The following is a 22,546-nucleotide window of genomic DNA, read 5'->3' on the forward strand; positions in this document are numbered from 1 at the left end:
ATGCTTATAGCATGAGTATTTTAATTGGCATAACTGGAGCAATTGGCAGCGGTAAAACCACCTTTTCGGACTTTTTGGCCGCCGCGGAGCCAAGCCACACAATTTATGAAACTTGGCATGTTGTAGGCGAAATCGCTACGGCGTTTAACCAGGCCTTAAAGGCCGAGTTAGAATTTGAAACTTTTAAAAATAAACTTGAGCTCGCAAACCAAGCGCTGATTTGGCTTCCCGACGCGATCAGTGAGTATACGCACTTTGACTTGACGTGGAATCAACTTGCAATCACCAAGCGCGACCAACTAGAAAACTCAGCTCTATATGAAAAACTTTGGATTTATTTAGACCATGTCAGCAAAAATCCAAGTCTACTAAATACCACGATCACAACTGCCAACAAAGAGACTTACCGTCCACTTTTGCAGTGGGTAGGTGCATATCTTGTAGCCAAAGCCAGCAAAACAATCTGGTATGACGAGATTTTTAGGAGGATAGAACTACGCGACAAAGACACGAATTTAGTGATTATAAATGGGGTACGGTACCCGAGTGACGCTGAGATAGTACGAAAACATGGTGGCAAAATTATAGAGATTGTACGGCCGCAAGCTAAGGATAAAGTTCAAGACCCAACCGAATCATCTAGAAACGAGATAGAAGCTGATGTAATTATCAGAAACGAAGGCAACTTAGACGATCTAGCTCAACAGGCGTATGACCTATTAAATAACCTAAAATCTCGATGGGATTAAAATGACTAATTACGATGTATATTTGTTTGATTTAGACGGAACCCTAACCGATACCTCAAAAATTTGGCTAGAGATCTACAGAGACGCCTTAAAAGAATTTGGAATATCGGGCCTAACCGATAAAGAGATTGCCGCTCAAACACACGACTGGAAGCACATCGTCAACCTAGGATTGGATCCAAAAGATCTACCTGAGTTTACAAGTCTGGCGTATAGACTGTGCAACGAACGAATTCCGCATGCACCGTTCCATAGGGGCGCAGAAGAAATGCTGTCCAATCTTAGATCTAAGGGCAAAATTTTAGGTATTTTCACTACAATGGATCGGCCTTTGCTTGAACCTGTTATTAAACAAAAACTTTTGGATGAAAAATTCGATGTAATTGTAGCCGGCACAGATGTAGAAAACCGCAAACCGCAGCCAGATGGCGTCTTGTACGCACTTAAAAAACTTGGACACCAACCTAGCGAAAAAATAGTTTACATCGGCGACAAAGATACGGATATTTTATGCGGTCGTAACGCCGGGGTTGAAACCATTCTATTTTTTCCGTCGCATCATGGTGAAGTTTACGATCGCGCGCCACTAGAGGCTAGTGAACCACACCACGAAATCAGCGACTGGAATGAGCTATTGGTTTAAGCTTCGACTAGGTAATGTAGTTGAACCGTATCGTCTTTTAAAGTTGTGGCTTGCACAAGCCGTAACTTTTTAATGTCAGCCATCTTAATAAACGGAATACCATCACCCAAAAAAGTTGGCATTACGTTTATAAAAATTTCATCAACCAAATTAAGCTCAATAAACTTACTATACACATACGAACCGCCGCAGATTGCTAGGGACTGTACGCCTTCGTTCTTAAGGCGTTCTACTAAATCTTCAAAGCCTGAGTTTACAAATTCAACCCCATCGACTGGCTCATGAGCTTCGTCGCTCAAAACAATTAATCGTCGGCCTTTAAGACCAACACCAAAAGTTTTAAAAGTATTTAAACCCATTACCAGCGTGCCGATTTCTTTAGTTTTTTTGGTAAAAAACACTTTGTCGGCGTGGGTTGTCCATGCTGTAGCTAGGTGATTTTTATCGGCGCCAATCCTACCATCAGCAGACATTGCAACCAAAAGGCTTACCTTCATATCGCGTGCTCCTGCTTAAGCTGCATAATCTCGCCACGTTTAATCAAATCAATTTCAATTTCCTTCTCTTTTGGTAGCGCACCTATTAGCTCGCCGTCAATAATATCTTTTTTATGATAACGGCTTGGTCTAGGTTCAACTGGCGCCTCGAGCTCTTCGAGTGTAATTTGGCAAATTCGCTCACCAGGATAAAGGCGGATTGTTTGTGATTTTGTATTGTTGCGAATTGGAATAATCAACTGACCCTCGTAGCCAGCGTCAATCAAGCCGCTTAAATCAACTGCTAAACCACGGCGATTTGTGCTTGATCGCGGGTATAAAATCGCTAGTAAATCGTTAGGGATTTTGACAGATTCTAGTGTCGAGACCGTAACGTGTTCGCCTGGCAGCAGATCGAAAAACTGACCTTTCTCGAGCTCAATAACGTCAAATTTATTAGTCTCCTCGGCAAACGGATCCAAGCTTATAGATTCACGGCCACCAGGAGTGGCTTTCCAGGATTTTGGTACCAGAAATGTAAAACCTAAACGCAAATCGATCGAGTGCGGATGAAGCTGAAACTGATCTAAGCTTGGCGCGAACGACAAATCGCCGTCTTTTAATCTTTTCAAAATTGTGGGTTTGGTAAGTATGGCCATGTTTCTCCTATAGAACTATCTTTAAACCTTTAATCGGCTCGTTTGGGGTATACTGCTTTTTAAAATCAGACATGATTTCATCAACTAACTTTACGTCCTTTTTTTCGGCGCGTTCAAAACTGTTTTTAGGTAATTTTACTATGATATTTTTTTGTTTAACTTTTCGATTGATCATTTCTTTTGCTGCATCATAATGAATATCATAAACGTGCGCATTAGAAATTGAGTGAGTGTACACGCCAGGTTTTACCCCCAGGCGCTGCGCCAAAATAGCCAACAATAATGCAAATCCTGCCACGTCGTGAGGGAATCCTAAAATCATATCGTTTGACCGCACGATATTATGCAAATTGAGCCTACCACCAATTATGTTAACCGTAAAAGTATATGGGCAAGGTACATTACTTTTTTTGGCACCACCCAAGCCGTCATCACTTGGATCCCAGGTTACAACCACGCCATGACGAGAGCTTGGATCTTTTTCGAGCAACTGAATTAATTTTCCTAGCTGATCACGGCCAAAGTGGCGACGCCATCTGTATCCATAAGCTACGGTTACGACATCATTTGGATTCGTGAAATCGTCCCAGATCCCCGTAAAATCACGCAAAAAATCAGCGGGCTTGCGCGATCCCGAGATAAACCAAACCTGTTCTGCGATGAATAGTTTTAATGGCACCGCCCGCACGGCCAAAATTGGAAAGCCTTGCTTTTGAACGTCAATAGAGAAAGAAACGCCCGGCAAAGACTTGGTTTTATGACCAGTACGCTGGTTAACCTCTTCTACGCCGTTATCGATAATTTCAGACAAGATATTTTTATAAATATCATCAAAAACTGCCATTGCTTTCCCTCCATTACGTATATGGTAATATACATTCATGAAACAAACTAGTGGCACGCTTGGCATAAATATGCCCTATATTCCCGATGGTCGAGAAATTATTTATCTGGAACATAACGAATATTTAGAAATGGCTAAAGATTTTGCCTTAAAAAATAGCAAAGACGACAGCTTAAAAAATGCCAGCGTCATAGTCAGGGATGGTGTGGTTTTGGGGATTGGAGCCAACGGATCGGATTATCATAAATTTAACGAGTGTATGCGCCGAAAACTCAACATCCCGACAGGCGAAGGTTACGAGCTTTGCGAAGGGTGTCATCCTAAAAATCACGGAGAACCGCAGGCAATAAAAAATGCTATAGAAAACGGAAATAATTTAGCTGGTGCAGATTTATATTTATGGGGCCATTGGTGGTGCTGCGAACCTTGCTGGAATGAAATGATTGCGGCTGGAATCAAAAACGTTTATCTTTTAAAGGACAGTCACGTATTTTTTAATAGAGAAGATCCTAATAACATTCTGGGGAAATAATGGCAGGAAAATTTATCGTAATTGACGGCACAGACGGATCAGGCAAGGGTACACAGTTTGAGCTTTTGAAAGAGCGCATGGTAAAAGAAGGTTTGGACTTGGAAACTGTAGATTTTCCGCGTTATGACGAACCATCTTCTTATTTTGTGACTAGGTATTTAAACGGAGCATACGGCAGCAAAGAAGACGTAGCTGCTAAAGAGGCTTCTCTTTTTTATGCGCTTGATCGCTACGAAGCCAAGGCAGGAATCAAAGAGGCGCTTAGTGTGGGCAAAACTGTTTTAGCGAATCGTTTTACCAGCTCAAACATGGGCTTGCAGGGCGCAAAAATAAAAGACGCTAGTGAGCGCATTAAGCTTTTTGAATGGCTCGACGAGCTTGAGCACGAGATTTTAAAAATTCCGCGCCCCGATTGCGTAATTGTTCTAGATGTACCTGGTGCCGTTGCCCAAGCAAACGTAGACAAAAAACAAGAACGCACATACACAAAAAAGAAACGCGACATTCACGAAGCAGATGCCACCTATCTACATACCGCAAACGAAACGTACAAACAACTTTGCGAACTTTATCCAAAACAATTTGTAAAAATTGACTGCATGAGGAACGACACGCAAATGAGATCTGAGAGCGAAATTCACAACTTGATTTGGCAAGTCTACCAACAAAAAACCGCCTAACTTACGAGTGACTCTTTGCGCTCGCTTTCGCGAGCCTCGAGCCAAGCCTGAACCAGTTCTGGGTATTCCAATGTTTGCACCTCGTCATAGTAGCTACTTGTTCGCGTTCTTTTTAACGCCTCGGGCATTTGCGGCTCAGACGGTTCGTCGTGCCATTTCTCTCGGTAAACAAATAGATTCGAGTGAATAAGCTCGATCGCCTCAGGGCGCTCCTCGACCGTATCGTTTACAAACTTAAAGTAGCCTTCCTCAACCATATACGAGTTCCTCGAAATATGACCTTTGATTTTTCTTTTAATAAGCTCGCTGACTAGCGGATTTAATTTATTTAAATCGTAAATATACTCTGAGCGCTTTTTAATAAAAATTGTATCTTTAGTTAAATTATCATAAATCTCAGCTTTTAAGGTGTTGCGAGTCATACAGATCAATCCAGCCTCAAGTGCCTCAGGACTAATTGCATGAAAGTACATTGTGCAATTTTCGGGTGCAAGATCGTACGTGTCGACATTAAACTGAAACTCTTCATCACTACTCATATGAAGATCTAAAACAGCAAGCAACTGTTCGAGCTCGGTTTGCATACTATCGGCCGCATCCCAATTACCACCTGGGTGGTTAGTTCGGTCAAGATCCAACGTTTTAAAATCGCGCTCTTCGAAAAAGCTAATAAAACGCTCAGCAACCGAAGCGCCTTTTTCAATTGAAGGCAGCTTTGCTATTGCCGCGGCTCGCTTGGCGTCTAGTTCATCTATGAGCTCACGTGCAGCTAAATGATTCTCGAAAGCAGCCAGATTTTCTACATCATCCATACTAGGTCGTGAATAATACTGCGGGTCTGCCGCGATAAATCGCAAACGAATCTCAGTTGGAGAATCACGAAAATAATTAACCTCGCGAAACTGCTCGCGTCTAATAGCGGTCGTTTCGACGATTGAGTCTCTGACTTGTTTTAATCTATCTGATCTAAAAAATTCCATATCTTTCTCCTGGGTGTTGTAGGCCACCGCCACTCTTGGATCGCAAGAGGGCGGCAGCCAAATTGACTCAGTGCCGGGGTCGCCGGATGTGAGTCGGACTACAGGTGACCATCCGCGCCCAACGCACGCCACGGATTGCCTCCGTAGGGCTTGCGAACCAGGGCAGCGTCTGGGGAGTCGGTGCTAGGCTTTTCGAGCTTGCTGGGGTTCGAGAAGCTGATGACCTGCTCAGCATTCGGCCGGTCCGACGTCTCATCAGGGGTCGGCGGCCGCGAGATCGTGTTGATCCGCTGGATCAGGCGACCGATTGCAGCACGCTCGCGATTACTCGGCTCGTCCTGCAACAGGTAGCGCAGGCGCTCGAGCATGGTCGCCAGCTCGTTGATCACACCCAGCGACAGCATCTTCTTAGGGTCGCGGTCGGCAGGTACGATCAGATCCAGGCGTGCGACAATCTCGTCGAGAGTAGCGTCGACGGTGTCCAACTTAACTCCTCAAGCACTTGTAGTTCGATGGCAGTTCAAGTTAGCCATCGCGGGTCACACAGACCCGCCTAAGGAGCAACATCGGCCAGTTGAGCTGCTCCTTAGGCCGGCCAACCAGAATTAAAAAACCGAGCGATTGAGCTCGGTTCCGATAATCTGATTAACTAAAGTGAACGGCTCAACCACGAGGATACGCAAAAATGAGGCTAATAATCGCCATCTGTCCGCGCACCACTGATTGATAAAATTTATTCACACTTTGTTTATACAGGTAAAGAATGTTTTTGTCAAAAGTCTACACACAACATACGTCTAAATCGCGGTGGTTAATATCGTTGACTTACACACAATATTCCTGTATATTTAAGAGGAACATTGCCACAGACAGTAGCTGCCCACAAAGCTTAATCCGCTACCGAGGAATGACACAAAAATCATTTTTACGTTTTAAAGTCTTTGGTAATGCGAGAATCAAAGACTTTTTTGTTTCTCAAGCATTTTAACAATCTGGCCGATCACAAATAAAATAACAGGAGTTTAACGACTATGGCGATTTCACGTCAGACAAAAGAAACTCAGGTAGCTGAACTTGCTGAACTTTTAGCTAGCGCTAAACTTACAGCTTTTGCAGCTTACCAGGGTCTTTCTGTAAAAGAACTCCAAACTCTGCGTCGCTCGGCTCGCGAAGCTGGCGTTACAATTAAAGTTGTTAAAAACCGACTTGTGCGCATCGCTCTTAGCCAAACCGAGAACCTAAAAAACGTTGAAGCAGGCGCCCTAAAAGGTCAATTGCTTTACGCCGTAAGCAGCGAAGACGAAGTTGCACCCGCACAGGTGTTAGCTAAATTTGCTAAAGACCACGAAGCCCTACAACTGTTAGGCGGTATCGATGCCACTGGTGTCGTACTCGACCAAGCAGACGTAAAGGCTTTGGCGGATCTTCCGAGCAAAGATCAACTTCGCGGAATGCTTGTTGGCACATTGGCCGCACCACTCAGTGGTTTCGTCAATGTTTTGGCCGGCAACGTTCGTGGCGTGCTAAACGTTTTGAACGCTCGCGCAGAAGCTTTGGAAAATTAATCAGTAATTCGCAAAAGCTTTTGAATATTTTTTCCTCGGAACTGCGGTTCTTGAATGTGTTCTATAACACATTCTGCGCTTCCGATGTTCCTTGAAAATAAATATTCAGCGCTTTTGATCTACGACCAACCGAAGATCTAAAGGATTTTCACAAATGATAAGTCGAGAGATTTTAATTACTATTTTTAAAGCACCTCGGAAGCGAAAAATATGTTAAAAAACATATTTTTTGACCCGCAAGTGCTGCGAAAATATAATTAAAGATCGCGCAAACTGAGACTTAAAATTCTCAAAATAACTAAGGAGACCATAACATGGCAGATGAAAACAAAGTGGTAGAAGTACCAAAAGAATTCGAAAAACTAGTTGCTGAACTAGACAAAATGAGCGCACTAGAAATTAGCAAATTTGTTAAATTCCTAGAAGAATACTGGGGTGTTAGCGCAGCTGCTCCAGCAGTAGCTATGGCTATGCCAGTTGCTGGCGAAGCTGCTGCCGCTGCAGACGAAAAAACCGAGTTCACTGTAACTCTTAAAGATGCAGGCGCACAAAAAGTTGCTGTAATCAAAGCTGTTAAAGAACTAACAGGTCAAGGTTTAGGCGAAGCTAAAGGTCTAGTTGACGGCGCTCCAAGCGTTATCAAAGACAAAGTTAGCAAAGACGAAGCTGACGCAGCTAAAAAAGCTCTAGAAGAAGCTGGTGCTACTGTAGAAGTAGCCTAAGACTTTTAGGCAATCGGCCAGATGCAAAACGCAGCCCCAATGGGGCTGTTTTTGTATTTAAAATCAGTCGGCTCGGTTTTAGCACTTGCGAGGTTATTGATAAAACCCAAAAGCAATAGTATAATAGGCTCGATGAAAAGCTGTTTCTTTGTTCTCGAAATTCGCATGCCTCGTAACGCGGCTACAGCTTAAAATATCCCTCAAAATTGTAAGCCAGCCGCAAATAGCGGCTATTTTTATGGAGCAATATGTCACAAGAAAAATTTGTTGAATTACTATCGCAGTTAGTTGCAATTGAATCAGTTGCCAGCAACAAGCAGGCGTTGCACAACGCCGTAGATTTTATAGGGGACCTCATTAAAGATGTGCCTAATGTAACAATCGAAAAACACCAAAGTAACGGTGTGCCGAGCTTGCTTGCCTACAAAGGCAATAGGACTGCAAAGTTTGATATTTTGCTAAACGCTCATGTCGATGTTGTTCCTGCTGATCCAAGTTCATTTAAAGTAGCTGTAAAAGACGGTCGAATTTACGGCCGCGGCGTTCTCGACATGAAAGGGACTGCAATTGCACTCGCACAAGTCTTTAAGCAAGCAGTAAACAATGTACCGTACAACTTAGGTCTACAAATAGTAAGCGATGAGGAAGTTGGCGGTCAGGATGGCGTGAATTACTATCTAAAAAACGGTCTTGAAGCAGATTTCGTTATCCTTGGTGAATACAACAACACAAAAAACACAATTTACAACGCAGCGCGCGGCATTTGTTGGATTGAAGTTGGTTTTAAGGGTGAATCTGCTCATGGCGCCCACCTCTGGCACGGCAGCAATGCAATAGTAAAAGCAAGTGAATTTGTTACAGGCATTCTTAAATGTTACCCAACGCCAAAGGCTGAAACCTGGACAACCACAGCTAACATTGCGACGATTAGCACCGAAAATGAAACCTATAATAAAGTACCCGACAAAGCAAAAGTTAAAATCGACTTTAGATTCACACAAGAGGATCCAAATTTTAAAGACAAACAAAGTGTAAAAGATTTTGTCAAAAGCATCCACCCAGAGGCCGAACTATTACAGTTTGTGAATTTTGAGCCATCAGTGCATGTAGAAGAGTTGAATCCGTACGTACAGGGGTTAAGTAGTGCACTTCAGAAGGTAACTGGCAGCCCTGTGAGCTACAAAAGTAGACCGGGCGGCAGCGATGGGCGGCATTTTGCAGCCAAAAACATCGATGTCGTAGAATTTGGCTTGTACGGTGAAGGTTCACACAGTCCAAATGAGTACATAGAAACAAGTTCGTTTACGGAATATGTTTCGGTTTTAAACAATTTTTTACAAAATCCTAAGTCACAAGTAAAGGTTGAACAGAATGAACGAAGCTCAGTCGCTTCTAGATAAATTAGTAGGCGCTAAATCAGTCACTGGCGACCGCGATGGCACAAAGCTGGCCATGGATGTTGTTGAAGAGCGCCTTAAAAAAATTGGTATGCAGATTTATCGCACTAGCTTCGACGGCTATGAGGCGTTGGTTGCCACTACTCAAAAAACGAAAACTCCAAAAGTTATGCTAGCGGGCCATATTGATGTAGTTCCGGCTAGCGACGATATGTTTAAAATGCAGATTGCTGGCGACAAGATTATTGGCCGCGGCGTTTGGGACATGAAATCCGCCATTGCCGGATATATTTTGGCAGCCGAAAGCCTAAAAGATAATTTGCTGGACTACGATTTTGGAATAATGTTAAGCAGCGACGAAGAGGGGCCTGATAGAGGAATCGAAGACTTAATCGGAGAAGGTTATTTCCCAACAGATCAGGCGATCTTATTCGATGGCGCCGAAAATTGGCAGCTTGAGAAAGCCGCTAAAGGGATCACAGCTTACACAGTAAAGATCAAAGACAAAACTGGTCACGGATCACGACCATGGCTAGTTAATAGTGCCTCGATGCGGCTGATTGAGCTCTTAAAAGAAGTTAAGGACCTATTTGCTGACGCTGGCAAGTTAACTAACACTTTAAACTTAAGCGGCCTAGAATCGGGTAAAATTGGTGTGGCCTACAATCAAATTCCGGCCGAAGCTACCGCGATGTTCGAGTTTAGAGCCGTAAGCGCCACTGAGCGCGACAGATTAAAATCTGCAATCGAAAAAATCTGCCAAAAATACGACGCCCAATACGAAATATTTTTTAGCACCGAAGCGCTCTTCCATGACGAAAGCGATCCGCACTATATTCAATTTGCAAAAAGTGTTAAAAAAGTTACCGGGATAGAAAACAAAGGGTTTGTAAGCTCAGGAGGAAGTAGCGCCCGGTACTTTATTGACAAAGGAACTGGCTGCATAGTCACTTGGCCGGTCGGCGGGGGTCATCATAGTGAATCAGAGTGGATTGATGTCCAATCTCTAGACCACATCGCACCCGTAATCACTGACTATCTACAAAAAATGGCCAAAGTTTAATCTGTTACTATTTTTGCGATTGACCAGATTACTGTATAATGTTATGCTGCCGTTAAGTGGTGTAAAAACTGAAACAAATAGGATTAGAAATTTTATGACTGAGTTACCTGAAAAACAGATCAAAAGACTAAGATCTTTGATCCAGGACGCCGAAACAAATTTAGCAGCCGCTAAAGAACTTTTAGTAAGCTTAGTGGGTGAAGATCCAATTGCCCACACTGCGAACACGACCGAAGCAGCTGGTAAAATTATCGAAGGGGTCTTTGATGGCCAAACCATGCTTGATGCCGACGGTAAATCTTACCCAGTACCAGCAAACTACGCCAGCAAATCTAAGTTGGTTGAAGGCGATATATTAAAGCTCACAATCACCGAAGATGGTGGCTTTTTGTACAAACAGATCGGTCCAGTTGCGCGCAAACAAATCATCGGCACTCTACTCCAGCGCGATGGCGCTTTTGTAGTTGAAGCCGCGGGCCGCGACTACAAGGTTTTGCTAGCAAGCGTTACTTACTTTAAAGCCAAACAAGGCGACCAAGTTAGCATTATTGTACCAGAGGACAACCGCGAAGCTGAGTGGGCGGCGATTGAAGCAGCTCTGTAGTACAGAGTCACCGATCATGACGGGTTTTGCTTGGTTAACACGATCTGTTTGCGTTGGAGCAACAAAACCGAGCAGACTTCAATAATAGCTGGCGTCGCATGCGCGGTTAGCTTATACTAAAAGCAATAAGATCGAGGGGAAATGGGACAAGCGCTTTATCGTAAATACCGTTCGCGCTCACTAGCCGAAGTTATTGGCCAAGAGCACATTACCGAAACGCTAGGCAACGCCATAAAATCTGGCCGTATTAGTCATGCTTATTTATTTACAGGCCCTCGTGGAACCGGCAAAACGAGCGTGGCGCGTATTTTGGCTCATGAAATTAACAAGTTGCCATACTCTGACAAAACTCAACTAGATATTATTGAGATAGACGCCGCAAGTAACCGCCGAATTGACGACATACGTGAGCTACGCGAAAAAGTTCATATTGCACCTGTAAACGCTCCTTACAAAGTTTACATAATTGACGAAGTCCACATGCTAACAGGGGAGAGTTTTAACGCCTTGCTAAAAACTCTTGAGGAACCCCCCGAACATGTGGTATTTATTTTAGCGACCACCGAATCCCACAAACTGCCTGCGACCATAATTAGCCGTACACAGCGCTTCGCGTTTAGGTTGGTAGACCGAGCAAAGGTTATTGGACACTTAAAAAACATAGCTCAAAAAGAAGGCATCAAGATCACAGACGATGCTCTTCAGATTATCGCCGAGCATGGCGGCGGATCTTTCCGTGATAGCATAAGTCTTCTTGATCAAATTTCAAACATTACAGATGACGACATTACGGCACAAAGTATCGAGCAGGCTCTGGGTCTGGCTGCGAACAGTGCGGTTCAATCTGTTTTAAATTGCTTGCTAACAGGTGATCACTTGACTTTGGGACAGATCTTAGACGATATTGACGCGCAAGGAGTTGCTCCAGCGGCTTTCGTCAATCAGTTGTCGAAACAGATCACCAACCAAGCAACAAGCCACCCGCAGCTTTATGATTTACTCGATAAACTACTCGACGTGCCACGAGCGTACAACCCGCGATTGAAAATGCTAGCGATTTTGCTAAGTTTCGCAGCTCAGGGCAAGCAAGGTAAGCCCGCAAAAACAATGGCAACGCAGGTTACGCCAGCTGTTTTGCAAACGATCGAAAAAATTGAAAAGCCTAAAGCTAACGAGACACCGCAACCAGCACAAGCGGAACCAGATCAAAAACGACCAACTGCGCCACAGATAAAACTAACTTCAGACAAGAATAACAACCAACGAGACGCTACCGCCAAAACCATAAAGCTAGATGACATTACCGCTGAGCAATGGCAGCAAATTACCGATGCCGTTAAAAAAGTTAACATACCCCTGCACTCGGTTTTGAAACACGCGGTACCGCTTTTTGACGCGCAGAATCAAAAATTAACTCTAGCTTTTAAGTGGCAATTACATCGCAAAAAACTTGATGACGTTAAACAAAAGATGGTAATTAGCCAAATTGTTACCGAGATTTTTAACGGCGACATAGAGGTAACGACATCACTCAACAAAGAAGCGTCTATGCCTATTACGAGTGATGACCCGACAGTTATGAGCGTGGCTGATATTATGGGTGGCGGTGAAATTGTAAATTTGGACGGGAACTCATAGATGGCCGATTTTAAAAAACAGGATTTTAAGAACAAAAAACAACCGACACAGGGAAAGATTCAGCCTCAAAACCTCGATGCAGAGATTAGCTTGCTCGGCGCGGTTTTAATTGACGAAGAAGTTTTGACGCGCGTTAGTGATAAAATTCATGCTGACGATTTTTATGATCCACGCCATGAGCTGATTTTTGGGGCGATGATTGGTCTTTACGAACGCCACAAACCAGTGGATCTATTAACGCTTTCTAATGAACTCAAAAAGAAAGACGAACTTGAGAGTGCTGGTGGGACCGAGTATTTAACAGAACTCAGCAACCAAGTACCAACAGCCGCACACGCCGAAAGTTATGCCGAAATTATCTCGCAGAATGCCATGCGCCGTAGATTGATCACTGCTTCGGGTGCAATCGCCGAACTTGGTTTTGACGAAAGTAAAAACACTGGCGAGCTTTTAGAGCAAGCCGAGGCCGAGCTTTTTGCGGTTTCCGACAAGACTCTGCGTCAGGAATTAGCAAGTTTAGAGCAAATCTTAACTGAAAGCTTTGATCGAATCGAAGAGCTTCATAGTAACAAAGACGGACTGCGCGGCGTGCGAACTGGGTTTCGCGACCTTGACAACCTGACCGCCGGCTTGCAGCGCAGCGATCTTGTAATTTTAGCCGCTCGACCAGCCATGGGTAAAACAACCCTCGTCACAAACTTAGCGTATAACGTTGCCACGATCGAAAAAAAGTCAGTTTTGTTCTTTAACCTCGAGATGAGTAAGGAACAGTTGGTTGACCGTATGTTGGCCGACGCAGCCGGGGTAGACGCCTGGAACATTCGCACTGGTAAGTTAACCGATGAAGATTTTGAAAAAATCAGTCACGCCATGGGAGAGATGGCCGAAGCGCCAATTTACATTGACGATACGCCAGGCTTGAGCGTTCTTGAGCTCCGTACCAAAGCTCGCCGAGCAGCGCATGAACATCCGCTTGGCTTGATTATTATCGACTACTTACAACTTATGTCGGGTAGCGGCCGCAGCGGCGATAACCGCGTGCAAGAGGTGAGCGAAATCTCGCGAGGCTTAAAATTGGTTGCCCGCGAACTTAACGTGCCGGTGATCGCACTAAGTCAGCTTTCGCGTTCTGTCGAAACCCGCACACCACCAGTGCCCCAGCTTAGCGACTTACGTGAATCTGGATCCATCGAGCAAGACGCTGACATCGTAGCCTTTATTTACCGCGAAGCCTATTACAACCCAGAGACTGAACGCCAAAACGTTACAGACCTGATTTTGGCTAAGCATCGTAATGGTCCCACTGGCAAAGTTGAGCTTTACTTCCACCCAGAACGTTTGCGATTTATGACGCTAGACAAACAACACCATCAATAAATTCTATAACGAAGCCCTCGTTCAGTTCGCCACTATCTGCGAATGAACGAGGGCTCACCACCTTCAACTAAGAGTTTGAGAAATCGCCCAGCCGAGTACGCTGACCGCAGCACTCTCCGAGCGCCTCGGCGATCACGTCCTCGACGCGCGAGACCAGCAGCGATACCTGAGCGAAGCTGTACCGGTGGACTTTGCGAGCCTGGAAGTACATCGTCTCGGGCATCTCAACGCCCGCCTTGATCTCGATCCGAGAACCCTGGGCGATGACAGAGATGTGAAGCGTGCCACTGCCGAACGGGGCAGCTCCATGCATCTTCTGTAGCGTCAGCAGGATTCCAGCGTCGAACAGGTCGACCGGATAGTCTGCAGCGTCCGCCTGATTGATACTGGAGTACTCGTAGTTCGCGAAGAACTGCTGGAGCGCATTGATGATGCTCCGCCGCTGATCAGCGCTCAGCGATTGACCCCCTCGGACAAGCACGCTGCATTTTGGCCACACGTTCACGTGGTCCTCCTTTTGTAGGTGACTTAAACTAACTATAACATAAAAACCAAAAAAATAAAGCTAACACCATACAGCAACGTACGCTATACTAAACCTAAAGCAATATGAAAATCCTTCCTGTTTCAGAATGGACATTCTACAAATACCGTTTTCAACTGGGGTATGGTTTTTTAGCCCTAGTTGTAGCGCTTTATATTTTACTTTTTAGCGGGTTGATTCCACCTGGCTTAAGTACCACCGAAACTCAAAGCCTAATAACTTCTACAGATCTGAAACTTAACGAGCTGCCAACTGCAATCGTTGACCTACCTTATCATTTGCTGCAAAAAGCAAGCGTAGAACTCTTGGGAGTGACGCCATTCGGAGTCCGCTTGCCATCCATGTTGTTTGGAATTTTAACGGCTATATTTACAGCTTTGGTTTTACGTCGATGGATGCCGTCGAATGTTGCACTAATTAGCAGCTTACTAATGCTGACCTCTGGATGGTTTATTGGTACGGCACGTTTGGGCGCACCTTTTATTACGATTGCGTTTTTTTCAGCCCTAGTCCTGCTCTCAGCCACTTACATATCACAACAAACCAAACACTGGAAACGCTGGAAGGTTGTTTTAGCATTTACAGCCGCGCTTTCGCTTTACAGTCCGTTTATGATTTATCTGTTTGCCGCCGCAATTATTGCATCTTTTGCTCAACCGCATTTACGATACTTAATTAGGCGCAGCAGCAAGTTTCACCTAACGCTAGGAACACTTATTTTTGCATTAACACTCGTGCCTTTAGGATGGGGTTTGTACAGGGACATTTCCCAAATCTGGACTTTGGTAGCTATACCGCAAGATTTACCTGGACCAGTTCAGTTCTTCCAAAATCTCGTCCAGGCGGCAAGCAATTTTGTAAATCCGTTTAATATTAGCTTTGGCGAATTTGTAACACCATTAGTCAGCTTGGCGGCAGCACTATTCTTGGTTGCCGGAATCGTTCGAATTCTGCGCGATTTTCATGCGATCAGAACATATTTACTGTTAATTTGGGCTGCTTTGCTAATACCAATTATGGGCTTTAACCCCAACAATCTGACTGTTCTAATGATTCCATCATTCATCGTAATTGCAATTGGAGTCCAGCCTATAATCAGTTATTGGTATAAGATCTTCCCGCTCAATCCATATGCCCGAGTTTTTGGGTTAATTCCTCTGTCTTTATTACTACTTACGGTTATACAATTTAACGACCAACGTTACACTTTTGGAATGCTGTACAGCGAGAGCGCCCAACAAACATTCAATAGTGATCTGTTCCTGGCGCAAAACGAGTTGAGCAAGATGCCAGAAGATCAGCTTGTATTCGTGGTTGTACCCGAAATAGACAAAAAACTCTATCAAATTGAGGCATCAAACAGACCAAACACAACAGTGGTGAATCCTGCCGAGGTTAATCTACAAAACGGCAAGTGGATTATCGCCGAATCTCAGATAAATAGCGTGGCAACTTTACCGGCACCAGTTGCGACTTCGGTTCTGGTTAACGATAATGCTACCGAGGCTTTGCGTTTTAGAGTATTTGATAGATAATATAACCTGATGAAAGCTGTTAATTAGGAGTTGTAAATGTTTAACCAAGCTAAAGCAATTATGAAAATCAAAAAAGCTCAAAAAGAGCTTGCAAACGAAGTTATCGAAGTCGAAGCAGGCGATGGAGCAGTTTTAGTCCGCATTACCGGTGAGCAAAAAATTAAAGAAGTCAAAATCGACCCTGAGCGCGTCGATCTAGAAGACATTGCAGAGCTGGAACGATGGATAGCTACCGCAGTAAAAGAGGCAATTAGTCGATCTCAGCAAGTTGCCGCCGAAAAAATGAAACCACTTATGGGAAGTTTGGGTAACTTGGGCCTTTAATGTCCGCGATCTTGCCAAAGGCCTTAACAAAACTAATCGACGAGCTAGGTGCGCTACCAGGAGTGGGGCAGCGCACCGCAGAACGCTATGCCTATGCTTTGTTGCGGCGCGAACCGGGAGTTTCACAAAAACTAGCAGATGCAATGTCGGGTTTGCATAGCGGTGTTTCTTACTGCCCTAAGACTTTTGTGTTAATCGAAAAGGGGCAAGAGCTTTCACCTTTGTATAGTGATCCTGGCCGAGATAAAACCATTGTTGCGGTAGTCGAAGAGCCGCTAGACGTTGTGGCTTTAGAGCGAACTGGTCAGTTCAAAGGTACTTACCATGTTTTGGGCGGCGTTATTTCTCCGATTGACGGGGTTGGCCCTGAGCAATTAAAGATCCCGGAGCTATTAAAACGAATTGATGACGACGGCATAAGCGAGCTTATTTTAGCGATGAACGCCAGCGTAGAAGGTGAGTCGACGGCACTATATTTACAGCGACACATTGGCGATAAGGTCAGGATTACTCGGCTTGCACGCGGCCTACCGGTTGGAGTCGATCTTGAGTATGCAGACCAAATTACTTTAAGCCACGCCTTGGAAGGCAGGCAGAGTATGTAATGTAAAGTCCCCGCCGACATAGCCGACGGGGACATCTGCAGGGCCGTGCCCGTTACCAGCGATCGCGCCAGCGCTCGACCACGGTCGGGAAGACCTCTTCGAACCCACGACCGTCTTGAAGCCAGGCGATTGCCTGTCCGATCAGCAGATCGGCGTGTTCTTGACGGTTGTTGGGTATGCCTTCGGGCACACGGATCTCATTGTAGAGACCCGTTTCCAGAAGACGCCGAGCGATGGCGCGGCTGTCCACAGTCGTGCCAACATGCCAGGCCTGACCGAATCTGACCAGCCAGTTCAGCAGAAGCTCGCGATCGATCAGGTGGAGTTTGTGGAACTCATCGAGAAGATCCGAGATCGCCAGAGCCTTAGGTATCGACTGGCGAACCCGCTGCTCCAGATCTCTGGTTTCTCGACCCTGGCGGTACTGAGCCATGGCCTCCTCGTGAGTCGAGTTCGGGTGGACGACGACATCGACACCATTGAAGTCCGAAACCACCGCGGTCCTGCGATTGCGAGCCTCGAGGAGTAACTCCTCTATGTGCTCTTCAATCGGAATCCAGGGGGAAGTTTCGACCCTCGTGGGCCCTTGCTCTTTTCGTCTGAACCACATGGTCCTCTCCTTTGAGACGATACATATACTTTATCATAAAAACCCAAATTGTAAACTTTTGATAAAGAGGTTATGCTCACAAAAGGACCGCGCTACACTCTCGAGCTGGCGTGGCTGCCTAAGTGACAGTCGAGTGGCGCCTGGGGCACAACCCCGGGCGCCACTCACGACGAAAACGACATTATCTGTTAGAATAGTCTTGATGAACCAAGAAGCCCTAAACAAAATCGATGATCATATTAAAAACTCGACCAGCGTGTTGGTTATTCAAGCTGAAAATCCAGACGGAGACAGTTTAGGCAGCTCACTTGCCCTAGAGGGAATCCTGAGCGAAATGGGCAAAAAAGTCCAAATGTACTGCCCAGTAGAAATTCCAAAGTATCTACGTTATGCAACTGGTTGGGACAGGGTAGTTAGCGACTTTCCAACAAACTTTGACCTTAGCATAATCGTTGATACTAGCAGTGCAACCTTGCTTGAGCGCGCAATTGTCCCCGAAAATCTCGCGCAACTTACTAAACATCCGATAGTTGTAATCGATCATCACCTGACTGAGAGTGATCTACCGTTTGACTTTACCGAAGTCAACAACTCTAAAGCTGTAGCTACTAGCGAAATTATTTTTGACCTAGCCGAAAAGCTAAGCTGGCCGCTGCCATCTGATGCGTGCGAAAGTATGTTGGTCTCAATTATGTCTGATTCACTCGGCTTAGCCAGCGAAGGCACTACGGCGAATAGCGTTTTTACAGTTGCGAAGCTAATGGAAAAGGGCGCAAAGATCAGCGACATAGAAAACCGGCGTCGTGACTTTATGAAAAAGTCCCCAGAGATTTTAGAATACAAAGGCAAACTGATCCAACGGATTGAATACCACGCGAACGGCGCTCTGGCCTTGGTTCATATTCCATGGGACGAAATTGAAGAGTACAGCGATCAGTATAATCCATCTGTTTTGGTTTTAGACGAAATGAGATTAGTTGAAGGCGTGCGTTTGGCTGTGGCATTCAAAAGCTATCCTGACGGTAAGATAACTGGTAAGCTTCGAGCAAATGCCGATGCCAAAATCGCCGAAACCGTAGCCAAATTTTTTGGTGGCGGTGGTCATCCTTATGCGGCCGGCTTTAGGGTTTACGGTAATTACGAAGAGATTAAAATTGAGCTAATTGGCGCAGTAGACAAGGCCTTAAAGGATCACGATGCCAACAAATAATCACTCGATGTCTAGGTGTTGCGTTGCTCAAATACTCTATAATTAATTTAAAGAGGTTAAGATGCAACTTTATAACACACTCACAAAAAAACTCGAAGAATTTACTCCACAAAGCCCCGAACAGGTTAGTTTATATACTTGTGGACCGACCGTTTACGATTATCCACAGATAGGCAACTGGATTGCTTACGTTCGATGGGACACGTTGCAGCGCGTACTAAAAGAAAACGGCTACAAAATTAACTGGGTAATGAATATCACCGATGTTGGCCACTTAGTTAGCGATGCCGACGAAGGCGAGGACAAACTAGAAAAAGGCGCTCGACGTGAAGGTAAGACCGCGTGGCAGATAGCTAAGTTCTACACCGAAGACTTTGAAAAAGGACTAAAAGAACTAAATATCGAGCAGCCAACTCACCTAGAGCCGGCAACAAGACATATTCAAGCTCAAATTGATCTCGTAAAGGCGCTACAAGAAAAGGGCTACACTTACGCGATTGATGATGGTGTATATTTTGACACGAGCAAAGTTAACGATTATGGCAAACTAGCCCGACTAAACTTAGACAGCTTAAAAGAGGGGGCTCGCGTAGAGGCCAACCCGCAAAAGCGCCAACCTTCGGACTTTGCATTATGGAAGTTCACTCCAGAAGGCGTGAAGCGTGACATGGAATGGGATAGTCCTTGGGGGAAAGGGTTTCCGGGCTGGCATATTGAATGCTCGGCAATTGCTATGGAATTTTTGGGTGACACTTTAGATATTCACGCTGGCGGAATAGATCATATTCCCGTTCATCACACAAACGAGATCGCACAGTCCGAAGCCGCAACCGGCAAACCTTTTGCTAAATATTGGCTACACGGCAGTTTTTTAAATATTGATGGATCGAAAATATCCAAAAGCTTGGGCAATAGTATCACTCTGCAAGACATTATCCGACAAGGTTTTAGTCCGTTAGATCTTAGGATGCTTTACTTGCAGAGCCACTATCGCACTCACTCTAACTTTACTTTGGGCGGACTAAAGGCAGCTCAACAACGCCGATTAGGCCTGCAAGCTTTTGCAGATCTGCGTTATCAACTTAAGGATGGCGGCAGCGTACAGGCGGCCGACTTTGATCAAGTAAGGCAGGTTGTGCTAGAGGAACTGAGCGACGATCTCCATACGCCGCAAGCCCTCGCGGCTTTGAGCGATCTACAAAATGGTGCAGACACGGGTCTTATTGATCCAAGCGCAGCAGAAAGTTTTGTTGATTTTTTGAAGTTTCTAGATCGTGTACTTGGGTTGAATCTGCTTGAAAGTGAAGACATAACTGATGAGCAAAAACGGTTAATTAAAGATCGTGAACAAGCTAGAGCAAACAGAGATTTTGCTTCGAGTGATAAGTTGCGCGATAAACTCGAGAACCAGAACCTGACTGTTCGAGATACGCCGATGGGATCAATCTGGCAACGGGCTAGTTAGTAACCGGAAAGTAGCCGTCCTTTGCGGCCTCAGCGGCAGTGCAATAGTAGCCTAAGTCACGGATCTGCGGCCCCTTATAATTCGCATTATCGGGAGTAATAAAAACTGGAGAAGAGTTACTTACCGTTGCAATTACCGGCAGACCGTCACACTCACTGATAGTTAATGCAAATGCACTGCCCCGACCAAAGATTGTATCGGGATCAGAAAGGTAACTCTTGGGGGTTTCAGCTTTGTTCACATCCGAGATTGTGATCTTAAAGATAAACTCATATTCTTCAGAAGGTGAAGCCGGAGCAGCAAACATTTTAAACGTAGCGCCGTCTGCACTTTCTTCCGTCACCTCAAATATCAGCTGAGTGCCAGCGAGATTCGCGTTATCAACGTTACTGGTTAAAATTTTGTCCAAGAACTCGTAGCAAGCTGGCGATTGGGTTTTAACTGCCAAATTTTTAAAGAGTTCGGTTGTATCCAAACTCCATTGATACGATTGGTATTTTTCATTGTAAACATAATTTGGTTTTAAGGTATTCAAATAGTTACCAGCTTTGCCGTAATAATTGTTAAGGTCCGCCTGGCAACCAACAAACTCTGGGGATTTCGTTGGTTCGCCGAGCTCAGTTAGTAGATCTTCTAAAAAATCTAAAACATTTTTGTCCATACCGTAACCTATCTGGTTGATTAAACCAAGGGTGTTGACTTGATATTCATTACCTGTATAGATTGGCGCGTGATTTGGAGCGATTTCATCCAGCTGAGCTACAGAACTCTCTACCTCCTGAGCATTAACGTCAGCAACGGTGTAGAACTGACCTGAGGTGGTTTTTATAAAACTACCTTTTACAGTTGGTAAACCATGCCCACCCATAACTTCAAATCGTCCATTTTTCCAACTTTCACTGCCCTTAATCATACTAATGACAGATGGGGAGTATTCTTGAACAGCTGTCGCAGAAGGCTCGGCAGGTTTCATTATTTTAGATATAAAAAAGTAGGCAAGCACTCCAAGTAAAGCCACAATCAAAGCTACAGCCAATATAATTAGCCACGTTTTTCGTTTCTTTGGCTGATCAGATTTAGACTGACTCTGCGATACATCATTAATAATGGGCTGGTCAGGCATAGGGCCAAATCTTGGTGGCGGTGCCTGGCTAGGGGAATCCTGGTCGTTAAACTGCTGCGGAGGCATACAGCTCCTTAGTCTTTAAGTTTGAAATCCTCGGAAGAAATGGCGGCTTTATGTTTGTGTTTTAGGTAATGCAAAACTAAAATTCGTAAACAGCCTGCAAGCGGAATCGCCAGAATACCACCGAGTGGGCCAAGCAATGCAAATCCTAGGATAACCGCGACAAACACCCCAAGAGCACTTAAAGCGACTGTGCGCGACTGCACGATCGGCTGAATAAAGTTGTTCTCGATCTGCTGATAGACTACAAAGTAAACTAAAAAGCTGACAGCTGCACCCACGCTACCATTTAGAAGCAGGACAAGCAGAATGATGATTGATCCAACAGTGGCGCCAATCATCGGAATAAGACTCGTCATGAACACCACGCCGGCCATCGGTAATGCGATTCCAGGCGACAAACCAAAGACTGTGACAATAATCACCAAAGCAACCAGCGAGAATACCCCGCTTATAAACGCCACCAGGACCTGACCATTAACGTAACTGCCTACAACTTTGTACATGCTAGCAATAACTTCTTTGTGCATGGCAAGTTTTTGTTTGTCTACATAGAGAGACCACGCTCGTTCAGCCCAGCGTGGAGCTTCGATTAACATCAAAAACGTAAGAACTAAAACTGTTACAAAAAGAGCTAAGCCACCAAATATACTGGTTACCCCGGTTATAACCGAAACACCCAAACCGCCTGCTACGTTAAACACCTGACCTTTTAGGTTTTGCGCCAAGCTCGCAAGTTCATCCTGAAGCTCATACCTGGCTATGAGTTCGGCTACAGGACCTTGGTTTTGACTAATTGCCGAGACGTAGTTTGGCAAACTAGAAATAAAATTAGTCGTTTGCTCGATCATGGGTGGCAAAACGATATAAAAGAACAGCGAAATTATTCCAAGGAGCACCAAAAATACGATTGCAGTAGCATAAATTCGATTTTGTTTTGGCATGTATCTACTAAGGGCGTGCACAGATGGGTTAAGCGCCAACATCAGGACAAACGCAACTAAAATAATGGTTAATGCAGGTAGCAATTTGTATAGCAAAAACAGCCCCAATAAAAAGCCGGTAGCAATTACTAAAAAGCGAATAAAGGTAAGGTTGTCGATTTCAAGTTTAAGCTGCTTCATATCTTTATTATGAC

Annotated in this window: 25 protein-coding genes and 1 other annotated feature; of the genes, 16 read left to right on the forward strand and 9 right to left on the reverse strand. The window is 44.8% G+C overall.

Annotated elements, in window-relative coordinates:
• Nucleotides 1-11: 11 nt before the first annotated feature.
• Entirely contained in the window at nucleotides 12-749 is a 738-nt protein-coding gene (locus VLA77_03630; GenBank protein HSE29645.1) for a hypothetical protein, read from the forward strand.
• Nucleotide 750: 1 nt separating this feature from the next.
• Nucleotides 751-1,392, forward strand: coding sequence for an HAD-IA family hydrolase (locus VLA77_03635; protein HSE29646.1), 642 nt, complete (start codon nucleotides 751-753; stop codon nucleotides 1,390-1,392).
• On the opposite strand, the gene VLA77_03640 is transcribed toward VLA77_03635, so the two are convergent.
• From VLA77_03640 to VLA77_03650, 3 genes are read right to left on the reverse strand one after another with little or no spacing between them, the layout of a single operon-like run.
• Nucleotides 1,389-1,889, reverse strand: a complete 501-nt coding sequence (locus VLA77_03640) for a dihydrofolate reductase family protein (GenBank protein HSE29647.1) — start codon at nucleotides 1,887-1,889, stop codon at nucleotides 1,389-1,391. The two genes, VLA77_03635 and VLA77_03640, sit on opposite strands and share 4 nt — an antisense overlap.
• Entirely contained in the window at nucleotides 1,886-2,527 is a 642-nt protein-coding gene (gene dcd, locus VLA77_03645) for a dCTP deaminase (protein ID HSE29648.1), read from the reverse strand. Before dcd ends, VLA77_03640 begins: the two co-directional genes overlap by 4 nt.
• Before the next feature lie 7 nt (nucleotides 2,528-2,534).
• Nucleotides 2,535-3,371 (reverse strand): thymidylate synthase, encoded by an 837-nt coding sequence (locus VLA77_03650; GenBank protein ID HSE29649.1) that lies wholly within the window; start codon nucleotides 3,369-3,371, stop codon nucleotides 2,535-2,537.
• Nucleotides 3,372-3,408: 37 nt separating this feature from the next.
• Between VLA77_03650 and VLA77_03655 the strand changes: the two genes are divergently transcribed.
• A complete protein-coding gene (locus tag VLA77_03655; protein HSE29650.1) occupies nucleotides 3,409-3,903 on the forward strand; it encodes a deaminase in 495 nt (164 codons plus the stop codon).
• Nucleotides 3,903-4,583, forward strand: coding sequence for a dTMP kinase (gene tmk, locus VLA77_03660; GenBank protein HSE29651.1), 681 nt, complete (start codon nucleotides 3,903-3,905; stop codon nucleotides 4,581-4,583). Before VLA77_03655 ends, tmk begins: the two co-directional genes overlap by 1 nt.
• On the opposite strand, the gene VLA77_03665 is transcribed toward tmk, so the two are convergent.
• Together VLA77_03665 and VLA77_03670 are read right to left on the reverse strand one after the other, a co-directional pair.
• Nucleotides 4,580-5,563, reverse strand: coding sequence for a hypothetical protein (locus tag VLA77_03665; GenBank protein HSE29652.1), 984 nt, complete (start codon nucleotides 5,561-5,563; stop codon nucleotides 4,580-4,582). The two genes, tmk and VLA77_03665, sit on opposite strands and share 4 nt — an antisense overlap.
• A gap of 98 nt (nucleotides 5,564-5,661) precedes the next feature.
• The gene (locus VLA77_03670) at nucleotides 5,662-6,048 is read right to left on the reverse strand and encodes a hypothetical protein (protein HSE29653.1); all 387 of its coding nucleotides are present in this window, start codon (nucleotides 6,046-6,048) and stop codon (nucleotides 5,662-5,664) included.
• 360 nt (nucleotides 6,049-6,408) lie between these two features.
• Nucleotides 6,409-6,542: a sequence feature (ribosomal protein L10 leader region), on the forward strand.
• A 52-nt stretch (nucleotides 6,543-6,594) separates the two neighbouring features.
• Between VLA77_03670 and rplJ the strand changes: the two genes are divergently transcribed.
• From rplJ to dnaB, 7 genes are all read left to right on the forward strand, one after another.
• Complete coding sequence (gene rplJ, locus VLA77_03675) at nucleotides 6,595-7,128, forward strand: 50S ribosomal protein L10 (protein ID HSE29654.1); 534 nt, start codon at nucleotides 6,595-6,597, stop codon at nucleotides 7,126-7,128.
• 314 nt (nucleotides 7,129-7,442) lie between these two features.
• Complete coding sequence (gene rplL / locus VLA77_03680) at nucleotides 7,443-7,850, forward strand: 50S ribosomal protein L7/L12 (protein HSE29655.1); 408 nt, start codon at nucleotides 7,443-7,445, stop codon at nucleotides 7,848-7,850.
• A 248-nt stretch (nucleotides 7,851-8,098) separates the two neighbouring features.
• Nucleotides 8,099-9,250 (forward strand): M20 family metallopeptidase, encoded by a 1,152-nt coding sequence (locus tag VLA77_03685; GenBank protein ID HSE29656.1) that lies wholly within the window; start codon nucleotides 8,099-8,101, stop codon nucleotides 9,248-9,250.
• Nucleotides 9,222-10,310 (forward strand): M20 family metallopeptidase, encoded by a 1,089-nt coding sequence (locus tag VLA77_03690; GenBank protein ID HSE29657.1) that lies wholly within the window; start codon nucleotides 9,222-9,224, stop codon nucleotides 10,308-10,310. The genes VLA77_03685 and VLA77_03690 overlap by 29 nt, the downstream gene beginning before the upstream one ends.
• Before the next feature lie 94 nt (nucleotides 10,311-10,404).
• Nucleotides 10,405-10,914: a hypothetical protein gene (locus tag VLA77_03695; protein HSE29658.1), complete on the forward strand. Its 510-nt coding sequence runs from the start codon at nucleotides 10,405-10,407 to the stop codon at nucleotides 10,912-10,914.
• A gap of 141 nt (nucleotides 10,915-11,055) precedes the next feature.
• Nucleotides 11,056-12,552 carry a DNA polymerase III subunit gamma/tau gene (gene dnaX, locus VLA77_03700; GenBank protein HSE29659.1) on the forward strand — a complete coding sequence of 499 codons (1,497 nt, stop codon included), beginning with the start codon at nucleotides 11,056-11,058 and terminating at the stop codon, nucleotides 12,550-12,552.
• On the forward strand, nucleotides 12,553-13,929 hold the full coding sequence (gene dnaB, locus VLA77_03705; GenBank protein HSE29660.1) for a replicative DNA helicase: 1,377 nt from the start codon (nucleotides 12,553-12,555) through the stop codon (nucleotides 13,927-13,929).
• Nucleotides 13,930-13,996: 67 nt separating this feature from the next.
• Here dnaB and VLA77_03710 read toward each other — a convergent pair whose 3' ends face one another.
• Complete coding sequence (locus VLA77_03710) at nucleotides 13,997-14,434, reverse strand: hypothetical protein (protein ID HSE29661.1); 438 nt, start codon at nucleotides 14,432-14,434, stop codon at nucleotides 13,997-13,999.
• A gap of 104 nt (nucleotides 14,435-14,538) precedes the next feature.
• Between VLA77_03710 and VLA77_03715 the strand changes: the two genes are divergently transcribed.
• From VLA77_03715 to recR, 3 genes are read left to right on the forward strand one after another with little or no spacing between them, the layout of a single operon-like run.
• Complete coding sequence (locus VLA77_03715) at nucleotides 14,539-16,008, forward strand: glycosyltransferase family 39 protein (protein ID HSE29662.1); 1,470 nt, start codon at nucleotides 14,539-14,541, stop codon at nucleotides 16,006-16,008.
• A gap of 36 nt (nucleotides 16,009-16,044) precedes the next feature.
• Nucleotides 16,045-16,332, forward strand: a complete 288-nt coding sequence (locus VLA77_03720) for a YbaB/EbfC family nucleoid-associated protein (protein ID HSE29663.1) — start codon at nucleotides 16,045-16,047, stop codon at nucleotides 16,330-16,332.
• Nucleotides 16,332-16,937 (forward strand): recombination mediator RecR, encoded by a 606-nt coding sequence (gene recR / locus VLA77_03725; protein ID HSE29664.1) that lies wholly within the window; start codon nucleotides 16,332-16,334, stop codon nucleotides 16,935-16,937. Before VLA77_03720 ends, recR begins: the two co-directional genes overlap by 1 nt.
• A gap of 52 nt (nucleotides 16,938-16,989) precedes the next feature.
• Here recR and VLA77_03730 read toward each other — a convergent pair whose 3' ends face one another.
• Complete coding sequence (locus VLA77_03730) at nucleotides 16,990-17,370, reverse strand: hypothetical protein (protein HSE29665.1); 381 nt, start codon at nucleotides 17,368-17,370, stop codon at nucleotides 16,990-16,992.
• Nucleotides 17,371-17,749: 379 nt separating this feature from the next.
• On the opposite strand from VLA77_03730, the gene VLA77_03735 reads away from it, so the two are divergent.
• Both VLA77_03735 and cysS read left to right on the forward strand, forming a co-directional pair.
• Nucleotides 17,750-18,757, forward strand: a complete 1,008-nt coding sequence (locus tag VLA77_03735) for a DHH family phosphoesterase (protein HSE29666.1) — start codon at nucleotides 17,750-17,752, stop codon at nucleotides 18,755-18,757.
• Between the two features lie 61 nt (nucleotides 18,758-18,818).
• Entirely contained in the window at nucleotides 18,819-20,222 is a 1,404-nt protein-coding gene (gene cysS / locus VLA77_03740; GenBank protein ID HSE29667.1) for a cysteine--tRNA ligase, read from the forward strand.
• Here the strand turns inward: cysS and VLA77_03745 are convergent.
• The gene (locus VLA77_03745) at nucleotides 20,215-21,411 is read right to left on the reverse strand and encodes a hypothetical protein (protein ID HSE29668.1); all 1,197 of its coding nucleotides are present in this window, start codon (nucleotides 21,409-21,411) and stop codon (nucleotides 20,215-20,217) included. The two genes, cysS and VLA77_03745, sit on opposite strands and share 8 nt — an antisense overlap.
• Nucleotides 21,412-21,419: 8 nt before the next feature.
• Complete coding sequence (locus tag VLA77_03750) at nucleotides 21,420-22,532, reverse strand: AI-2E family transporter (protein ID HSE29669.1); 1,113 nt, start codon at nucleotides 22,530-22,532, stop codon at nucleotides 21,420-21,422.
• Nucleotides 22,533-22,546: the final 14 nt, after the last annotated feature.

The sequence above is a fragment of the Candidatus Saccharimonadales bacterium genome, from assembly GCA_035457485.1.
Taxonomy (GTDB): Bacteria; Patescibacteriota; Saccharimonadia; order Saccharimonadales; family EFPC-124; genus DATIBO01.